Origin of the sequence: Hamadaea sp. NPDC051192 (genome assembly GCF_040682475.1) — a bacterium.
GTDB classification, from domain to species: Bacteria; Actinomycetota; Actinomycetes; order Mycobacteriales; family Micromonosporaceae; genus Hamadaea; species Hamadaea flava.
The window spans coordinates 57720-73801 of record NZ_JBFBAZ010000001.1 but is presented as its reverse complement, the minus strand read 5'-3'; the positions used below and the strand labels follow the sequence as shown (position 1 = coordinate 73801).

General features: G+C 72.0%; 14 protein-coding genes. 9 read left to right on the top strand and 5 right to left on the bottom strand.

Annotation, left to right across the window (positions count from 1 at the left end; all coding sequences use genetic code 11):
* Positions 1 to 136: 136 nt before the first annotated feature.
* Positions 137 to 1009: an alpha/beta hydrolase gene (locus AB0M47_RS00375; RefSeq protein ID WP_363405955.1), complete on the bottom strand. Its 873-nt coding sequence runs from the start codon at positions 1007 to 1009 to the stop codon at positions 137 to 139.
* 69 nt (positions 1010 to 1078) lie between these two features.
* Between AB0M47_RS00375 and AB0M47_RS00370 the strand changes: the two genes are divergently transcribed.
* Complete coding sequence (locus tag AB0M47_RS00370; protein ID WP_363405951.1) at positions 1079 to 1795, top strand: SDR family NAD(P)-dependent oxidoreductase; 717 nt, start codon at positions 1079 to 1081, stop codon at positions 1793 to 1795.
* A 175-nt stretch (positions 1796 to 1970) separates the two neighbouring features.
* The gene (locus AB0M47_RS00365) at positions 1971 to 3464 is read left to right on the top strand and encodes an aldehyde dehydrogenase family protein (RefSeq protein WP_363406407.1); all 1494 of its coding nucleotides are present in this window, start codon (positions 1971 to 1973) and stop codon (positions 3462 to 3464) included.
* Positions 3465 to 3487: 23 nt separating this feature from the next.
* On the opposite strand, the gene AB0M47_RS00360 is transcribed toward AB0M47_RS00365, so the two are convergent.
* A complete protein-coding gene (locus tag AB0M47_RS00360; RefSeq protein WP_363405948.1) occupies positions 3488 to 4591 on the bottom strand; it encodes a helix-turn-helix domain-containing protein in 1104 nt (367 codons plus the stop codon).
* Between the two features lie 51 nt (positions 4592 to 4642).
* Positions 4643 to 5302: an endonuclease NucS gene (gene nucS / locus AB0M47_RS00355; RefSeq protein WP_363405945.1), complete on the bottom strand. Its 660-nt coding sequence runs from the start codon at positions 5300 to 5302 to the stop codon at positions 4643 to 4645.
* Positions 5303 to 5358: 56 nt separating this feature from the next.
* Here nucS and AB0M47_RS00350 point away from each other — a divergent pair, with 56 nt between their 5' ends.
* On the top strand, positions 5359 to 5976 hold the full coding sequence (locus AB0M47_RS00350) for a DUF4126 domain-containing protein (protein WP_253757323.1): 618 nt from the start codon (positions 5359 to 5361) through the stop codon (positions 5974 to 5976).
* Positions 5977 to 6042: 66 nt separating this feature from the next.
* The gene (locus AB0M47_RS00345; protein ID WP_363405942.1) at positions 6043 to 7092 is read left to right on the top strand and encodes an LPXTG cell wall anchor domain-containing protein; all 1050 of its coding nucleotides are present in this window, start codon (positions 6043 to 6045) and stop codon (positions 7090 to 7092) included.
* Between the two features lie 4 nt (positions 7093 to 7096).
* Here AB0M47_RS00345 and AB0M47_RS00340 read toward each other — a convergent pair whose 3' ends face one another.
* Entirely contained in the window at positions 7097 to 8089 is a 993-nt protein-coding gene (locus AB0M47_RS00340) for a winged helix-turn-helix domain-containing protein (protein WP_363405939.1), read from the bottom strand.
* 67 nt (positions 8090 to 8156) lie between these two features.
* Here AB0M47_RS00340 and AB0M47_RS00335 point away from each other — a divergent pair, with 67 nt between their 5' ends.
* The 5 genes from AB0M47_RS00335 to AB0M47_RS00315 all read left to right on the top strand — a co-directional run bounded on the left by AB0M47_RS00335 (position 8157) and on the right by AB0M47_RS00315 (position 13976).
* On the top strand, positions 8157 to 9401 hold the full coding sequence (locus AB0M47_RS00335; protein ID WP_363405936.1) for an MFS transporter: 1245 nt from the start codon (positions 8157 to 8159) through the stop codon (positions 9399 to 9401).
* Positions 9402 to 9504: 103 nt separating this feature from the next.
* Positions 9505 to 9765 (top strand): hypothetical protein, encoded by a 261-nt coding sequence (locus AB0M47_RS00330; RefSeq protein WP_363405933.1) that lies wholly within the window; start codon positions 9505 to 9507, stop codon positions 9763 to 9765.
* Positions 9765 to 10733, top strand: coding sequence for a hypothetical protein (locus AB0M47_RS00325; RefSeq protein WP_363405930.1), 969 nt, complete (start codon positions 9765 to 9767; stop codon positions 10731 to 10733). Before AB0M47_RS00330 ends, AB0M47_RS00325 begins: the two co-directional genes overlap by 1 nt.
* Complete coding sequence (locus AB0M47_RS00320) at positions 10723 to 13356, top strand: FtsK/SpoIIIE domain-containing protein (protein ID WP_363405927.1); 2634 nt, start codon at positions 10723 to 10725, stop codon at positions 13354 to 13356. Before AB0M47_RS00325 ends, AB0M47_RS00320 begins: the two co-directional genes overlap by 11 nt.
* The gene (locus AB0M47_RS00315; RefSeq protein ID WP_363405924.1) at positions 13353 to 13976 is read left to right on the top strand and encodes a hypothetical protein; all 624 of its coding nucleotides are present in this window, start codon (positions 13353 to 13355) and stop codon (positions 13974 to 13976) included. The genes AB0M47_RS00320 and AB0M47_RS00315 overlap by 4 nt, the downstream gene beginning before the upstream one ends.
* Before the next feature lie 92 nt (positions 13977 to 14068).
* Here AB0M47_RS00315 and AB0M47_RS00310 read toward each other — a convergent pair whose 3' ends face one another.
* A complete protein-coding gene (locus AB0M47_RS00310; RefSeq protein WP_363405921.1) occupies positions 14069 to 16051 on the bottom strand; it encodes a protein meaA in 1983 nt (660 codons plus the stop codon).
* Positions 16052 to 16082: the final 31 nt, after the last annotated feature.

Genomic DNA, 16082 nt, shown 5'->3' with positions numbered 1-16082 from the left:
AAACCCGACCCATCGTCAAGACACACCCCTCCCCTGTGGAGGGACACGCTATGGATCCACCTGTCCGATGCGGCCGCACAGTCCGCTAGCTGACAGCGGATCTGTCCAGTCGGTCACCCTGGAACTCCCCGATACCTCACCGATCAGAGCGAATCGCCTCGGCCACGACATCCGCCGGCGTCGGGCTGAGCGTGATCGTGTAGTGGTTCGAGCCCCCGACCGTCGAGGCGGTGATGCCCGGTAGCCACCTTTCGGCGTATCCCTCGGGATAGAGCGGGACCGGCCCGCCGAGCATGCCGCGTTCCGCGCGGAGGAAGACCGCGGGGACCGGCAACGCGGCCGATCGCGCGGAGCTGGTGGCGTAGATGTCCTGGGCGTCGCGGACCGCGGCCGCGAGCCGGCACTTGGCGACCAGCCCGTCGGCGGTCTCGACCGCGTCGTAGTCCGCATAGGCGGTCATGACCGGATTCCAGTCGGTCAGCGCGGGATGCGCGCGCCAGAGGTCCACGACGGCCGCGTGGTCCGGGAAGGTCTGGGTGAGGCGGGCGAAGGACGCGCCCACGGTCTGCTCGATCGCCGCCTGCAGATCCGCTTCACCCGCATCAGCTGGTACGCCGGGCGGAAGCGGCAACGGCGCGCCCCCGTCGACGAGGACGAGCCGGCTGACGAGGTCGGGATGGCGGCGAGCGGTCGCCGCCGCGACGAACGCGCCCATCGAGTGCCCGGCCACCACGGCCGAACCCCCGTACGCCCGGATCACCGCGGCGATGTCGTCGGCGTGCCGGTCCATCCCGTACGGGCCGGGCAGGTCCCGGCTGTCCCCGCGACCGCGCAGGTCGACCGCGACGAACCGATGATCCGCCCCGAGCCGCTCGCCGATCAGCGTCCACGCGACGTGGGACGAGGTGATCCCATGCGCCGCCACGACGAGTGGACCTTCCTCGCCCCAGATGCCCAGGGCCAGTTCGCCGCCCTCGACCGCCACCGTCGCCCGCCGGTACGCCACCATGCGCGGGATGCTGCCACACCTGCCGCGTCCTGGCCATGTGCCGGAACCACACCGGTTTACGCTGACGCCATGCGTCATGTGGTGATCACTGGTACCAACCGCGGCCTCGGACAGGCCTTCGTCGATCAGCTCGCGGCCGAGCCGGGCGTCCGGCTGCTGGCCCTGGCCCGATCGTTCCCCGCCGAGCAGCTCGAACACCCGCAGATCACCACCCGAACCTGCGACCTGGCCGACCCGGCGAGCCTGCCCGACGCGGCCGAACTCGCGAAGTTCTTCGTCGGCGCGACCGAGGCCGTGCTCCTGCACAACGCGGCCGTCATCGAGCCCATCGGCGAGGTCGGCGCGCTCGACCCGGACGCGCTGATCCGGTCGGTCGCCGTCAACCTGACCGCGCCGATGCTGCTCACCAACGCGGCCGTCGCCGCCCGGCCGCACGGCGTACCACTGCGGATCCTGTTCGTCTCCAGCGGTGCGGCGCACCACGTCATCAGCGGCTGGTCGGCGTACTCGGCGACCAAGCGGGGCGGCGAGGAGTTCTTCGCCCATGTGACGGCGGAGGGCCGGGACGACCTGGTCAGCGTGGTGAGCGTGGACCCGGGCGTGATCGACACCGGCATGCAGGCCGAGATCCGGTCCGCCGAGTTCGCCGAACGACAGCGCTTCATCGATCGCCACCAGCGTGGCGAGCTGCGCCCGGCCGCCGTAGTCGCCGCCGAGATCCTCGCCGCCCACCTCCCACCCGCCTCCCTCCCACCCGCCTCCCTCCCACCCGCCTCCCCCCGTTGATCATGGAGTTAACTGTGGTTTCGACGGCGTGGCGACGGGGCAAAGCCCATGATCAACGCGCCTAGCTCACTCCGAGTGAGTATCTTTCGCGTTACCGGCGAGTAGGACTAGAATTCGCGCCGTGACGGCTACCAGTGAAGGCTCCGCGCTCACGCAGGTCCCCGGCGCGAGCGGCATCGTCCCCGGCGCGAGCGGGATCGTCGACGGGCACCTCGTCTCGACGAGCCCGGCGACCGGCGAGGAGGTCGCCCGGTTCCCGGTCGCCGCACCGGCGGACGTGGCGGCGGCGGTCGAGCGTGCCCGCGCGGCCGGCCTCTGGTGGGAGCAGCTCGGGTACGCCGAACGCAAACGCCGTCTGCTGCGCTTCCGGAGCCTGATGACCCAGCGCATGGGGGACTTGGCCGCCCTGATGGTGGCCGAAGGCGGCAAACCACGCATCGACGCCACGATGGAGATCTTCGTGACGGTCGAGCACATCGCGTGGGCGGCCAAGCACGCCCGTAAGGTGCTCGGCCCGCGCCGCGTCGGCGGTTCGCTGTTGCAGCCGGAGTACGCCGGCCGCCTGGAGTACCGGCCGTACGGCGTGGTCGGTGTCATCGGCCCGTGGAACTACCCGCTGTTCACCCCGATGGGCTCGATCGCGTACGCCCTCGCGGCGGGCAACGCCGTGGTGTTCAAGCCCAGCGAGTACACCCCGGCGGTCGGCCAGTGGTACGTCGACCTCTTCCAGGAGGTGGTTCCCGAGCACCCGGTCCTGCAGATCGTGCACGGACTCGGCGACGTCGGCGCGACCCTGTGCCGGTCCGGTGTCGACAAGCTGGCCTTCACCGGCTCGACCGCGACAGGCAAGAAGGTCATGGCTGCCTGTGCCGAGTCGCTGACTCCCGTCCTGGTGGAGTGCGGCGGCAAGGACGCCCTCCTGGTGGACGCTGACGCCGACGTGCGGGCCGCCGCCGACGCCGCGCTGTGGGGCGCGATGACCAACGCCGGGCAGTCCTGTGTCGGCATCGAGCGCGTCTACGTGCACGAGAAGGTCTACGACCAGTTCCTCCAGGTGCTCGTGGCCGACGCGGAGAAGCTGAGTTACGGCGAGGACCCGACTAAGGACATCGGCCCGATCACCATGCCGGGACAGCGCGAGACGATTCGGCGCCACATCGACGCCGCGCTGGCCGACGGCGGCCGGGCCCTGCTCGGCGGCCCCGACTCCGTACGCGGTCCGGTGGCCCGCCCGACGATCCTCGTCGACGTGCCCGAGTCGAACCCGGCGGTGTGCGAGGAGACGTTCGGCCCGACGATGACGGTCGCGAAGGTCAAGTCCATGGACGAGGCGGTCGCCAAGGCCAACGCCGTCCCGTACGGGCTCGGCGGCGCGGTCTTCTCCAAGCGGCACGGCGTGGCCCTGGCCCGTCAGCTGCGGGCCGGCATGGTCGCGGTCAACTCCACCTTCGCCTTCGCGGTGCTGCCCGCCCTGCCGTTCGGCGGCGTGGGACAGTCCGGGTTCGGCCGCATCCACGGCCAGGACGGCCTGCGCGAGTTCGCCCGCGCCTCCTCCATCGCCAAGCGCCGGCTGCCCAGCGTCGTACCGCTGCTCACCTACCGGCACACGGAGAAGAGCGTGGCGTTGGGCGAGCGGATCGTGCGGCTGATGCACGGCCGGTCCCGCTGACCGGCGCTGCCAGACGGTTCCGCTCAGGAACGCTGCCAGACGGTGTAGTGGAAGACCAGGTCGGGCGTGACGCTGTCCGGCGCCCGGAGCACCGTGAGCAGCACGGTCCGGCCCGCATCGGTGGCCACGCAGATCGACGCCCCCGGTTTCAGCGCGTTCACCGGCCCGGCCTGGCTGTCCCATTGGTCCGGCGGGGACTGCGTACAGCGTTCGGCAGTCTCGGGACCGGTGCCGCCGAGGATGGACACGCCCTTCGGCGCGCTGATCTTCACGCCTCGCTCGCTCAGTCGCGCGTCCCAGCCCGGTACCTCCGGTCCGACGGTCATCGTCTCGAAGTCCACGCTCTGCTCGTCGGGCAGCGTCGCGTCGCCGGTCCGAAGCACCGTCCAGCCGCCCGCCCCGCGTGTCGTCAGCGTCGTCAGCCCAGTGCCTTCGCCACTCGGCGGGTCGGCCGGCAGCCCGGTCGGCACGCCCGTCGGTTCCGGTGAGTTCGCCGACGACGCCAGGTCCCGGATCGTCGTGGTGATCGCGCCCGCGACGACCAGCCCGACGATCACGACCAGCACGACCGCCAGCGCCCGCAGCGGCCAGCTCCCGGACAGGATCGCGGGCGGCACCAAGGCTGCCAGCCCGCCCCTCGGTTCCGCCCGCCGTGGCGCAGCGGCGACCGAGCCGGCTCCGGACCGTTCAGCGGCAGGCGGTTCGACGCTTGCGGGCTCGATAGGCGAACGCTGGGCGACTGAGGACTCGACCGCGGAGGGCTTGAGTGCTGAGGGCTTGAGTGCTGAGGGCTCGGCCACTGGGCTCGTGACCGCTGAGCGGGAAGGCGCGTCGGGGGGCACCGGCAGCTCGGCCTCGGTGGCGATCCGCCGCCACGCCGCCCGCCACCGCGCGACCTCGTCCTCCGGCAGCCCGCACGCCCGCGCCAGCGCCTCGACCACTTCCGACCGCGGCAACGTCTCCCGCGCGAGGATCGCGGTGAGCGTACTGCGGGGCAACGCGCCACCTGAGGCCTTCTCCAGTGCGCGGTAGCCCAGTCCCGACGCCCGCTTCAGACCGCGCATCGCGGCCACGAACTCCCCAGTGGTACGCGCAACGGCCGGATCCGGCCAACCGGCGTTGTCCATGCCGAGACTCTATCGACTCCGGCAAATCGGTGAAGACCCGTCCGGGGAGCCTCAGAAGAGGGTCAGCTCGTCCTTGACGAAGCCCCGTAGCCGGTCGTAGTCCACGACGACGCAACGGATGCCCCGGTCCTCGGCGAGCACTCGGGCCTGCGGCTTGATCTCCTGCGCCGCGAAGATCCCGGCGACCGGGGCCAGCAGCGGATCGCGGTTCATCAGCTCCAGGTAGCGGGTGAGCTGCTCCACCCCGTCGATCTCGCCACGCCGCTTGATCTCGACGGCGACGTGCGCCCCGCCGCCATCCCGGCAGAGCAGGTCGACCGGCCCGATCGCGGTCATGTGCTCCCGGCGTACGAGGGAGTAGCCCGTCCCGAAGGTCTCGGGCTGAGCGGCGAGCAGCTGCTGGAGATGCGCCTCGACGCCGTCCTTCTGGAGACCCGGGTCGATGCCCAGCTCGTGCGAGCTGTCGCTGAAGACCTCCTCCAGGGTGATCCGCAGCTCCTCGCCCGCCTTGTTGACCACGCGCCAGACGCCGTCGTTCTCGGCGAGCTTGCAGGGCGGGCTCATCCAGTTCAGCGGCTTGTACGCGCGATCGTCGGCGTGGATGGAGACCGACCCGTCCGCCTTCACCATGATCAACCGAGTGGCACTCGGCAGATGCGCCGCGAGTCGTCCGACATAGTCCACTGAACACCGAGCAATCACCAATCGCACGATGCGAGCCTATCGTCTGTCCTGCGGGACTGGATTCGGCCTGGCATCCTGAAGTCGTGCTTGAAGCCCTCACCGGGACGGGCCTGGCCGGGGCGGCCGGGCTCAACGCCTATATCCCGCTCCTGGCGATCGGCCTGCTCGACCGGTACACCAACCTGATCACCCTGCCCGACAGCTGGAAGTGGCTGAGCAACGGCTGGGTCCTGATCATCCTGGCCGTTCTGCTCGCGGTCGAGCTGGTGGCCGACAAGGTGCCGCTGGTCGATCACGCCAACGACGTCATCCAGACGGTCGTCCGCCCGACCGCCGGCGGCCTGGCGTTCACCGCCGGCTCGACGTCGGAGACGGTGACGGTCACCGACCCGGGGAGCTTCTTCGAGTCCAAACAGTGGGTTCCGATGCTGATCGGGATCATCCTGGCCGGGACGGTGCACCTGACCAAGGCGGCGGCCCGCCCAGTGGTCAACACGCTGACCCTCGGCTTCGGGACGCCGGTCGTGTCGACCGCCGAGGACGCCACCAGCGTCACTCTCTCCGTGGTCGCGATCATCATCCCGGTCCTGGTGCTGTTGTTCATCGGCCTGTTCATCTGGCTCATGTGGTGGGTGGTCACGCGGCGACGGCGGCGGGCCCGCGCTCGAGCGGCGGCGGGGGCCACGCAATACACGCAGTAACCGCTGTTCACGGCGGGCGTTGATCTCGATGTGCGTACCCGTTTTGCCGCGATCGTGACGATTGCCGTGGCTGTGCTGGCTCTGCCGGAAGCGGCGTACGCCGCCGCCAACGGCAGCTACGCCGACTGGTCGCGGTCCGGCAGCAGCGGAGCCTGGCAGGCCACCGGTACGCCGGCCGCCGGCTTCCCGGTCGCCGAGGTCGCGTCGAACGCCTCGACCGTCGCCGTTCCCTCCGGGGCGAACACCTTCCTGGGTCCGCAGACCCCGCCGGGGCAGGCGTACGGCAGCTCGCAGGGGCATACGTATCTGAACGTCAGCACCGCGACGGGCTTCGACACCTCGACGACGACGGTCGCCTTCGACCCGGCGACGCCGGCGAAGAACTGGGCGTTCGTGATCGGCGACCTCGACGCCGACACCCTGACGATCTCGGCGACCGACGCGAACGGCGACCCGGTCTCCCCCGCCGACCTCGGGTTCCAGGGCGCGTTCAACTATTGCGCGTACGCGCCGAAGCCGGCCGGGTGCACCGGGCCGGGGCCGTTCACCGACCTGCCGACGTGGTCGGCCGACACCAGCACGCTCGTCGGCAACACCCTGGACACCTTCGGGGCGGCGGCCTGGTTCCAGCCGACGGCGGCGATCAAGACGCTGACCCTCCGCTTCTCCCGGCTTCTCGGGGCGCCGATCTACCAGCTCTGGCTCGCCGCGAAGGCCGTCCCGGTGGAGGTCCCCGTGACGGGCGCGACCGACGACTGCCCGGCGACGGTCGAACTCGACAACACCGACGGCAGCGCCGTGCTGGGCGCGGACGGCAAGCCGGTCACCGCGACCACCGGGGCGGGCGGCGTGGCGACCTTCGACGCCGTCACGGACGGCACCTACCAGCTGCACATGCGGAACCCGAAGTGCGGCAAGACGATCAAGGACCCGTACTTCACGATCGTGGTGGACACCAGCAAGGGCCCGGTCAAGGTGCCGGCCGGAACCTTCGTGCTCGACGTGCCGGAGCTGGCGAGCACCGGTCAGCACACCGCCCGGCTGCTCCTCGCCGGGGCGATCATCCTGGTCTCGGGCGCTTTGCTCGTGTTCGCCGGGCGGCGGCGTACGCGCTGACTTCTCAGGCGAGTCCGTTGACGCGCAGCAGCTCGTTGCCGACCGAGCTGGCCTCGTAGTAGACCTCGCGGCCGTGGCGGGCGCGGCGGGCCAGCCCGGCTTCGCGGAGCGCCGTCAGGTGCTGGGAGACCGCGCCCACCGACAGCCCGGTACGCCGAGCCAGATCCGTCGTCGTGGCCGGCCCGATCAGCAGCGTGAACACTTCGGCACGGGCCGGGCCGAGCACCCGGCCGAGGGCGGCCCCGCCGACGCCGGACGCGGCCGACCACAGCGTCCCGACCGCGCGTACCGGGTAGACGCCGGCCGGCTGGGACTCGTCCCGGACGGTGCAGAGCAGCCGTCGGTCGGCGAACACGCTGGGCATCAGCGGCAGGCCCCGCCCGGCGACGGTCAGCCGCAGGTCCCAGGGGTCTTCGCAGATGAGCCGATCGCCTTCCCAGCGGGTGTTCGGCGCGAGCGTCTCGAAGAGCAGCCGCAGGCCGCCCCGGGACAACTGCCGCGTGCGGTACGCGATGTCGCCGTCGAGCAGCGCCTGCATCCGGGGCCAGTGCGGGGCGATGGCGATCCGGTGCCACGCCTCGATCGCGGCCCCCAGCTTGGGCAGCACGTCCTCGGGGCGGTCCGCGGCGGCTCGGGCGGTCCCGCTGATCGGCGTCCACTTGGCGCAGGACAGGATGTCGGCCCGCACGGTCGCCGGCGACGTGGCGAGGACGCCGGCCAGCTCCTCGCGGATGTCGCCATGACGGCCGGGCGGCGGTGGCGTGAGGAAGTCCGGCATCCATGAACCGGGCCGGACGAACTCGGCCAGGTACGCCCAGTGGTCCGCCCCGGCGGCGTCCGCCGCCAGCGCTTCGCGTACCGCCCGGAACCAGGGGCTCAGCGCCGGAAACCGACCGGGATCGGCGTACGCCCGGACGGAGAAGACCGTCTCCCACAGCGGCGAGGTGCAGAAGCGGACGTCGGTCAGGTCGCCGACCTCGAACCGCACCTCACTCACAGCGACCACCTTTTAGCTCGGACGAAAAGGATACGCCCAGAGTAGTCGCCGGTGTTGGCTGGTGAGCATGCAGATCGTCCCCCCGCCCGGCGTCACCCGCGCCCTCACCATCCGCTCGATCGTGTACGCCACCGGCTCCGGCGTCTTCCAGGCCGGCAGCGCCGTCTTCTTCACCCGGTTCTTCGGGCTCTCCGCCACCCAGGTCGGCATCGGGCTGTCCGTCGCGGGCGCGCTGACCGTCCTCGGCTCGGTGCCGCTGGGCGCGCTCGTCGACCGGTACGGCGCCCGGCGTACCTGGATCGTGGCGGGCGTCGCCGAAGCGCTGCTCTTCCTGGCGTACCCGCTGGCCGGGTCGTTCGCGGCGTTCCTCGGGGTGGCCTGCCTGCTCGCCGTGACCGATCTGCTGACCGGGACGGCCAAGCACGTCTACACCCTGCAGGCGTTGCCGCCCGAGGAGCGGGTACGCGCCCTGGCGTACCAGCGCAGCGCGCTCAACGTCGGGTTCACCGCGGGGGCCGCCCTGTCCGGGCTCGCCCTCGCCGTCGGCACCCGGTCGGCGTACCTCACCCTCGTCCTGGTCAACGGCGCGGTCCTGATGGTGACCGCGCTGCTGATCGCCCGCCTGCCGCGGGTGACCGCGATGGCGAGCGCGCCGCGGACGTCGGCCTTCGCGGTGCTGAAGGATCGGCCGTTCCTCGCGCTGAGCGGCGTGAACGGGGTGCTCCAGGCGCACCAGACGCTTTTCGGCGTCGTGCTTCCGCTGTGGACGCTGAGCCGGACGGACGCGCCGCCGGTGGTGGTGCCCGCGCTGTTCATGGTGAACACCGTGCTCGCCGTGGCCTTCCAGGTACGCGCCAGCCGAGGCAGCGAGACCCCAGCCGGTGCGGCGAAGGCCTTGCGCCGCAGCGGATTCAGCGTGGCCGCCGCGGCGCTGCTGCTCGGCGCGGCCGCGCTGACCGCCGGCCCGCTGACCATCGCCGTGCTGGCGCTGGGGACGGTGATGCTCACGGTGGGCGAATTGACGCAGTCGGCCGGCGCCTGGGGCATCACGGCGAGCGTGCCGCCGGAGAACCGGCGCGGCGAGTACACCGGGTTGTTCCGGCTCGGCGGCCAGGCGCAGCAGTCGCTCGCCCCGGCCGGGCTCACCGTGCTGGCGGTGAACACCGGCGGCTGGGGCTGGCTCGTCGTCGCGGCGCTGATGCTGGTCGCGGGCCACTACGCGCCGGCCGCCGTGCGGTGGGTGCTACGCACGCCCCGGCTGGGCGGTGTGACGGAAGACGACCCGGTACCAACCCTCGCCACGGTTCGTTGAGCTTCGTGAATCGGCGTGTCGCCGTTACGCAACGCTGGAGTCGCGCGGAATACTAACGGACAAATTGGTGTAAAACTGCACGTATCCACCCCCGGGAGGTGCCGTGGCGAGCGTCGCGGAGGTCAAGGCGGCCATTGACGCCGCCATGCTGCACGTGCAGGAGAGCCAAGACGCCGTTCGCGCGGCCAACGACCGGCTGGGCGAGGCACAGCTGAGCCTGGCGGTGGCGGTCGAGGGCTCCGGCCACGACAACGTCAGCGCCGCTCAGGCCGCCCTGGCCCAGGCGACGAACGAGCTCGAGGAATGCCTTACCGCCACCTTGACCGCGGTCGACCAGGCCCAGACATACGTAGCGGGGTTGTGATGAGTCTCGTTCAGGATCTCGGCGACCAGCTCCGGATCGTCCGCGAAGACCTGCCCATCGCCGAGGTGCGCGCGGCGGCCGAACGGCTGCGGATGGCCGGCGGGCTGCTCGCCTGGGTCATGCACGCCACCGGCGACCCGCAGCGCGTACCGCAGTTGGGCGGGGCGGCCGACCGCCTCGAATCCGCCGCCGGCCTGATGCGCTCGGCGCACGACGCCCTCGACGCGTACGCGTTGGCGCTGGGTCTGGCCGCGGATTCGGTGGGGACCGCGCAGCCGTGGGGCGCCGCCGCTCCCGTGGTGCCGACCCAGGGCCGCTCGGCCGACGTGCCGCTGAGCGACTGGTGGGCCGAGCGGGTCCGCACGCTGGCCGGCCGGGACGTGCTCGACGACCTGATCACCTCGGGCAGCACGGACGACCCGGCGGAGACCAGCACCGAACTGTTGCGCCGCTGCGTCTCCGCGACGCTCGACGAACGCCCGGCCAAGCTGCACCGCGAGCTGGGCTCGGCCGGCCCGGCAGTGGGACTCGGCCTCGCGGCGGTCGCCCCGCCCCTGCTGCGGCACCTGGCGGCAGAGCTGGTCGGGCACCCGCCGCGGCTCGAAGACTTGGCGAGGGTACGCCGAGCGGCCCTGGTCCACACCGGACTACTGCCGGAGCTGCCCCCGGAGCCGGGCGAGGAGATCGTCGCCCGGATCTGCCACGCGACCCCACAGCGGCGCACCGAAGGCTCACCCACGCATCCGGTCGACGCCGCGGCCGCCGCGGTGCTGATCACCGCCGGATTGCTGGCCGCCACCGGCCGGGGCGCGAGCGAACTGCACGCCGTCGTCGAGGAGGAACAGCGCCGCCGCAACGCCGCCGCCGACTCGACGATGCGCCGGGCCCTGCGCGTGGGCGACCCGACGCGTCGCCGCAGCGCGGTCGACGCGCTCGCCGACGAGACGCCGGTGGGCGGTGCCTCCTGATTTCCCGCGGGGACCACTGGTCTCCGCAGTACGCCGGGAGCTCGCCGCCGCGCGGGCTGCCGCCCGCTCGGCGCTCATCGCGGCGACCGTCGCGCACGCCGAGGCGAAAGCACAACGGGATGCGGTAGCCGGGCGGAGCCCGGAGCGCCATCGAGCACTGGAAGGCGAACGGGACGCCTTGATCCAGGCGGCGCAGGAGAAGCTGCGCCGGGAGACGGCCACCGTCACCGAAGCACTGTCGGCGCTCGCGGGCACTGCGGCACCGGGTGCGGCCGGGCAGACCTGGCCCGCCTGGACGGCCACGCCCGGCGTACCGGGGCCTGGGCTGCTGCGCGCCGGCGTGATCGACCACGATCCGCCGTTGCCCGCGCTCCTGCCCGTCCTGGACGCGGCCCACCTGGCGCTGGACGGGCCCGATCCGTCCACCCTGGACGGCGTCATCGCCGGGCTGCTGCTCCGCATGCTCGGCTCCGTCCCGGCCGGCGGCGTACGCCTCTGGATCTACGACCCGGGTCACCTGGGCGGTGCGCTGGCCGGCTTCGCGCCCCTGGCCGCCGCCGAGATCACCACCTACGTCGGCCCCGGCGGGCTGTCGGCCACCCTCGACGAACTGGCCGCCCAGATCCAGCGCATCAACGAGACGGTCCTCGCCGGGGAACACGCCAACGTGGCGGCGGCGGCTCGCGTACTGGGGCGGCGGCCGGAACCCTGGCGCGTGCTGGTGCTGCTCGCTGATTCCACCGACCTGTCGAGCGCCCAGCAGGCGCAGCTGGATCGCGTCCTCCGGGCGGGCGTCGCCGCCGGCGTCCACGTGATCAGCCGCGGGCTTCCGCTGCCCACGCGGGACGACGTCCAGACCGTCTCGGTCGTCGACGGGTGGGCCGCGCGTACCAGCCTGACCGGCGATCTGACTGTCCTGCTCGATCCGCCGCCACCGGCCGAACTGGTCACCGGCTTCGCCAAAGAGCTGGCCGCCGGGCCGCCGCCGGCCACGGTGGACGCCCTGCTCCCGGCCGAGTTCTGGACCGAGTCGTCGGCTCGGCGCCTGTGCGCGCCCATCGGCGAGGGCACCGAAGGCGACCTGGTCGAGCTGACCCTCGGGGACGATCCCCCGCACGCGCTGATCGGCGGCCCGTCCGGCTCCGGCAAGACCAACCTGCTCTACTGCTGGCTCGCCGGGCTCACCAGCCGTTACTCCCCCGAGGAACTCGAACTCCACCTGCTCGACTTCAAGGAGGGCGTCTCGTTCGCGCGGTTCGCTCCCTCGCCGCGCGATCCGAGCTGGCTTCCCCAGGTACGCCTCGTCGGCGTGAACATCAACTCGGACCGTGAGTTCGGCCTGGCCCTGCTGCGACATCTGGCCGCCGAGCTGAAGCGGCGGGCGTCGGCGGCCAAGAAGCACGAGGCCACCAAGCTGGCCGAGCTGCGCGCCGAAGATCCCGAGGGACACTGGCCCCGGATCGTGGCCGTCATCGACGAGTTCCAGGTCCTGCTGGGCGAACGGGACGCGGTCACCACCGAGGCGGTCGCCCTGCTGGAAGACCTCGCCCGCCGGGGCCGGTCCCAGGGCATCCACCTCGTCCTGGCCAGCCAGGACGTGACCGGCATCGAGGCGCTGTGGGGCCGGTCGGCGCTGGTCGCCCAGTTCACGCTGCGGATCGCGTTGCCGAAGGCCCGCCGCATCCTGGCCGAGACCAACCTCGCCGCCGAACTCATCCCGCGCCATCACGCCGTCGTGAACGCCGACTCCGGCGCGGTCGGGGCGAACCAGATCGTCAAGCTGCCCGACGCCGGTGACCGTACGCGCTGGCAGGAGATCCAGACTCAGTTCTGGACGCTGACCGACGCGCTGCTCGACCCGCCCCGGCTGTTCGACGGCGAAGCGGTGCCCGCCTTCCCGGTGTTGCCCAGTACGCCGCCCGACTTCGCCAAGGACGGCGCGGTCGCCCTGCTCGGCGAGACCATCGACGTCGCCCGGCGACCGGCGACGCTGCGCCTGACCCGCAGTCCCGGGCGGAACCTGGCCGTCCTCGGCACGCGTACGCCGGAAGCCTGCGCGATCCTCACGTCGGCCGGGCTGACGCTGGCCCGCCAGCACGAGCCGGGCACGGCGGACTTCGTCGTCGCCTGCCTCGACCCGGACGCCGAGCCGGCCGCGAAGGCGCTCGCGGTCGAACTGCCCGGATGCGTCTGGCACGACGAGGACAGCCTGCTGCCGATGCTGACCCAGCTGGCCCGACTGGACACCGATCGGCCCCGCTACGTCTTCGTCTTCGCCCTCGACGCGGCCGCTCCGCAGCTCGCGGCGAAACGAGGGGTCGGCGAGCCGACCGGTCACGACCTGCTGCGTACCGTGCTGAACCGGGGCCCCGAGCGGCGTACGCATCTGCTCGGCTGGTGGCGGTCGGTGCCCCGGCTCCGCGACGACCTCGGCGGCATCGCCGCCCGGCTCGACTCCATCGGCGCGTGGATCGCGTTGGACGTCCACGGTCAGGAGCTGGCCCCGCTGTCGGCGCAGCCCGGCGGCCCCGCCTGGTATCCCCGGCCGCACCGGGGGTTGTTCTTCGACCGGGCGACCCATCGCGCGCCGGAAATCCTCATCCCTTACGAGGTCGACCTGTGAGCGCCACGGAATATCGTGCCCTGGTGGCCGAGCTGGTCGCCGCGACCCGCCGCCGCGACGTCGCCGTCACCGCCGCCACACAGTCCTACCTGGACGGTGTGGCCGTCGTCGACCAGGACCTGGCCGCCGCCGGCCGCATCCACCTGGCTTGCGCCGAAGTCGTGGCGACCCGGGAGGCCACCGTCGCCGACCTCGACGGCCAAGCCGATCGGATCTGGACCGAACTACTGGTGGGCCATCGTTGGCGCGCGCGACGGGCAGGCCCGCTGCCGGCCCCCGCCGCCGGAGCGGGCACCGGCGACCCGGTTGCCCTCATCGCCTCCGCCGCCGCCCGCGTCGCCCGCGCCCGCCGCGGAGCCGAAGCACTCCCGTTGCCGTTGCTGCTCTCGCTCGCCCTCATCGGCGGCATCGGCGCAGTCGCCCTCGGCCTCCTCGCCGGCGGAGTCCCCGGTACGCCCTGGCTCAGCTGGCCGCTGTTCATGCTCGCCCCGTTCGCCGGTATCCCGTTCGCCGCCCGATGGGTGGACTACTGGGCGGCCACGCGCCTCGACACCGGCGCGATCGGGCTCACCGTGCTCGGCGGCATGCTCGCCACCTGCCTCGTCGCCGTCTTCCGCTGACGCTCCCCGCTGCTACGCGAGTCACTGCCATGATCAACGGAGTGAACGTGGGGTCATAGCCCCGCGAAACTTCCGCTGATCATGAAAGTGCCCTAAGCCGCAGCCGAATCCCGAATAACCGCGACCAGATCCGCCATGATGTCGGACAACGCGAAGTCCTTCGGGGTGAACACGCGAGCCGCGCCAGCGGCGAGCAGCACCGAAGCATCCCCCGCCGGGATGATGCCGCCGACGACGACGGGCACCGACGACCCCGCCTCTCGCAACCCTTGCAGGACAAGCGGTACGACGGACAGGTGCGACCCGGACAGCACGGACAGCCCGACGAGGTCGACGTCCTCCGCGACGGCGGCTGCCACGATCTGCGCCGGCGTGAGCCGGATGCCTTGGTAGACCACTTCGAATCCGGCGTCGCGGGCGCGTACGGCGATCTGCTCGGCACCGTTGGAGTGGCCGTCGAGGCCCGGTTTGCCGACGAGGAACCGGGGCGGGTGGCCGAGTTCGGCGGTCAGTTCCTGGACTTGCGCCCGGACCGAGGTCGCCGAACTCGACGGGGAGACTCCCGCCAGCCCGGTCGGCGCCCGGTACTCGCCGAACACGTCGCGCAGCGCTGCGGCCCACTCTCCCGTGGTCGCCCCTGTGCGTACACAGTGAAGCGTCGCGGGCATGAGGTTCGCGGAGGTCGCCGCGTCCGCGCGGAGCTGGTCCAGAGCTTCGCGGACCGCGGTGGGCGAGCGCATGGCGCGCCACTCCGCGATGGCCGAGGTGGCGCGTTCCTCGACGCCGGCGTCGATCTGCTCGACGGCCTGCGCGCCGGCGGCCGTGAGCGGCGACGGCTCGGTCTCGGCGAAGCGGTTGACGCCGATCACGACGTCCTCACCGGACTCCATCCGCGCACGTTTGGCGGCGAGGGAGGCGACGAGGGCGCTCTTGAGGTAGCCGGATTCGACCGCCGCGACGACGCCGCCGAGGTCGAGGATCTGCTCCAGTTCGGCCCGCGCGCCGGTGACGATGCCGTCCACCAGCGCCTCGACCACGTGCGACCCCTCGAACAGGTCGGGGTACTCCAGCAGGTCGGACTCGAACGCCAGGACCTGCTGCATGCGCAGGCTCCACTGCTGGTCCCACGGGCGCGGCAGCCCGAGCGCCTCGTTCCACGCGGGCAGCTGCACGGCTCGCGCGCGGGCGTCGCGCGAGAGGGTCACGCCCAGCATCTCCAGCACGATGCGCTGCACGTTGTTCTCGGGCTGCGCCTCGGTCAAGCCCAGTGAATTCACTTGTACGCCGTACCGGAACCGTCGTTGGCGCGCATCGGTGACGCCGTAGCGCTCCCGGGTGATGTCGTCCCAGAGGCGGCCGAACGCCCGCATCTTCGCCATCTCCTCGACGAACCGGACGCCGGCGTTGAGGAAGAACGAGATGCGCTGGACGACATCGCCCATCCGCTCGGGCGGGACCTGGCCGCTGTCGCGGACGGCGTCGAGCACGGCGACCGCCGTGGCCATCGCGAAGCCCACCTCCTGGACGGGCGTCGCGCCCGCCTCCTGGAGGTGGTAGCTGCAGATGTTGACCGGATTCCACTGCGGGGTGTTCTGCACCGTCCACGCGATCATGTCGGTGGTCAGCCGCAACGACGGGCCGGGCGGGAAGATGTAGGTACCTCGGGAGAGGTACTCCTTGATGAGGTCGTTCTGCGTGGTGCCGGCCAGTTTGTCGACCGGCGCCCCCTGCTCCTGGGCCACCGCGACGTACAGGGCGAGCAGCCACATCGCCGTCGCGTTGATGGTCATCGAGGTGTTCGCGCGCGCCAGGTCGATCCCGTCGAACAGCGCGCGGGCGTCGCCGAGGTGGGAGATCGGCACACCGACCCGGCCCACCTCCCCGGCGGCCAGCTCGTGATCCGGGTCGTACCCCGTCTGGGTCGGCAGGTCGAACGCGACGCTCAGCCCGGTCTGCCCCTTGGCCAGGTTCCGCCGGAACAGCGCGTTCGTCGCCGCCGCGCTGGAGTGGCCGGCGTACGTGCGCATCACCCAGGGCCGATCCCGCTCGGGCAGCTTGCCCTCCACGCTCTCCATTCTCGGAGTCTAAGTGACCGTTAAGTAACTT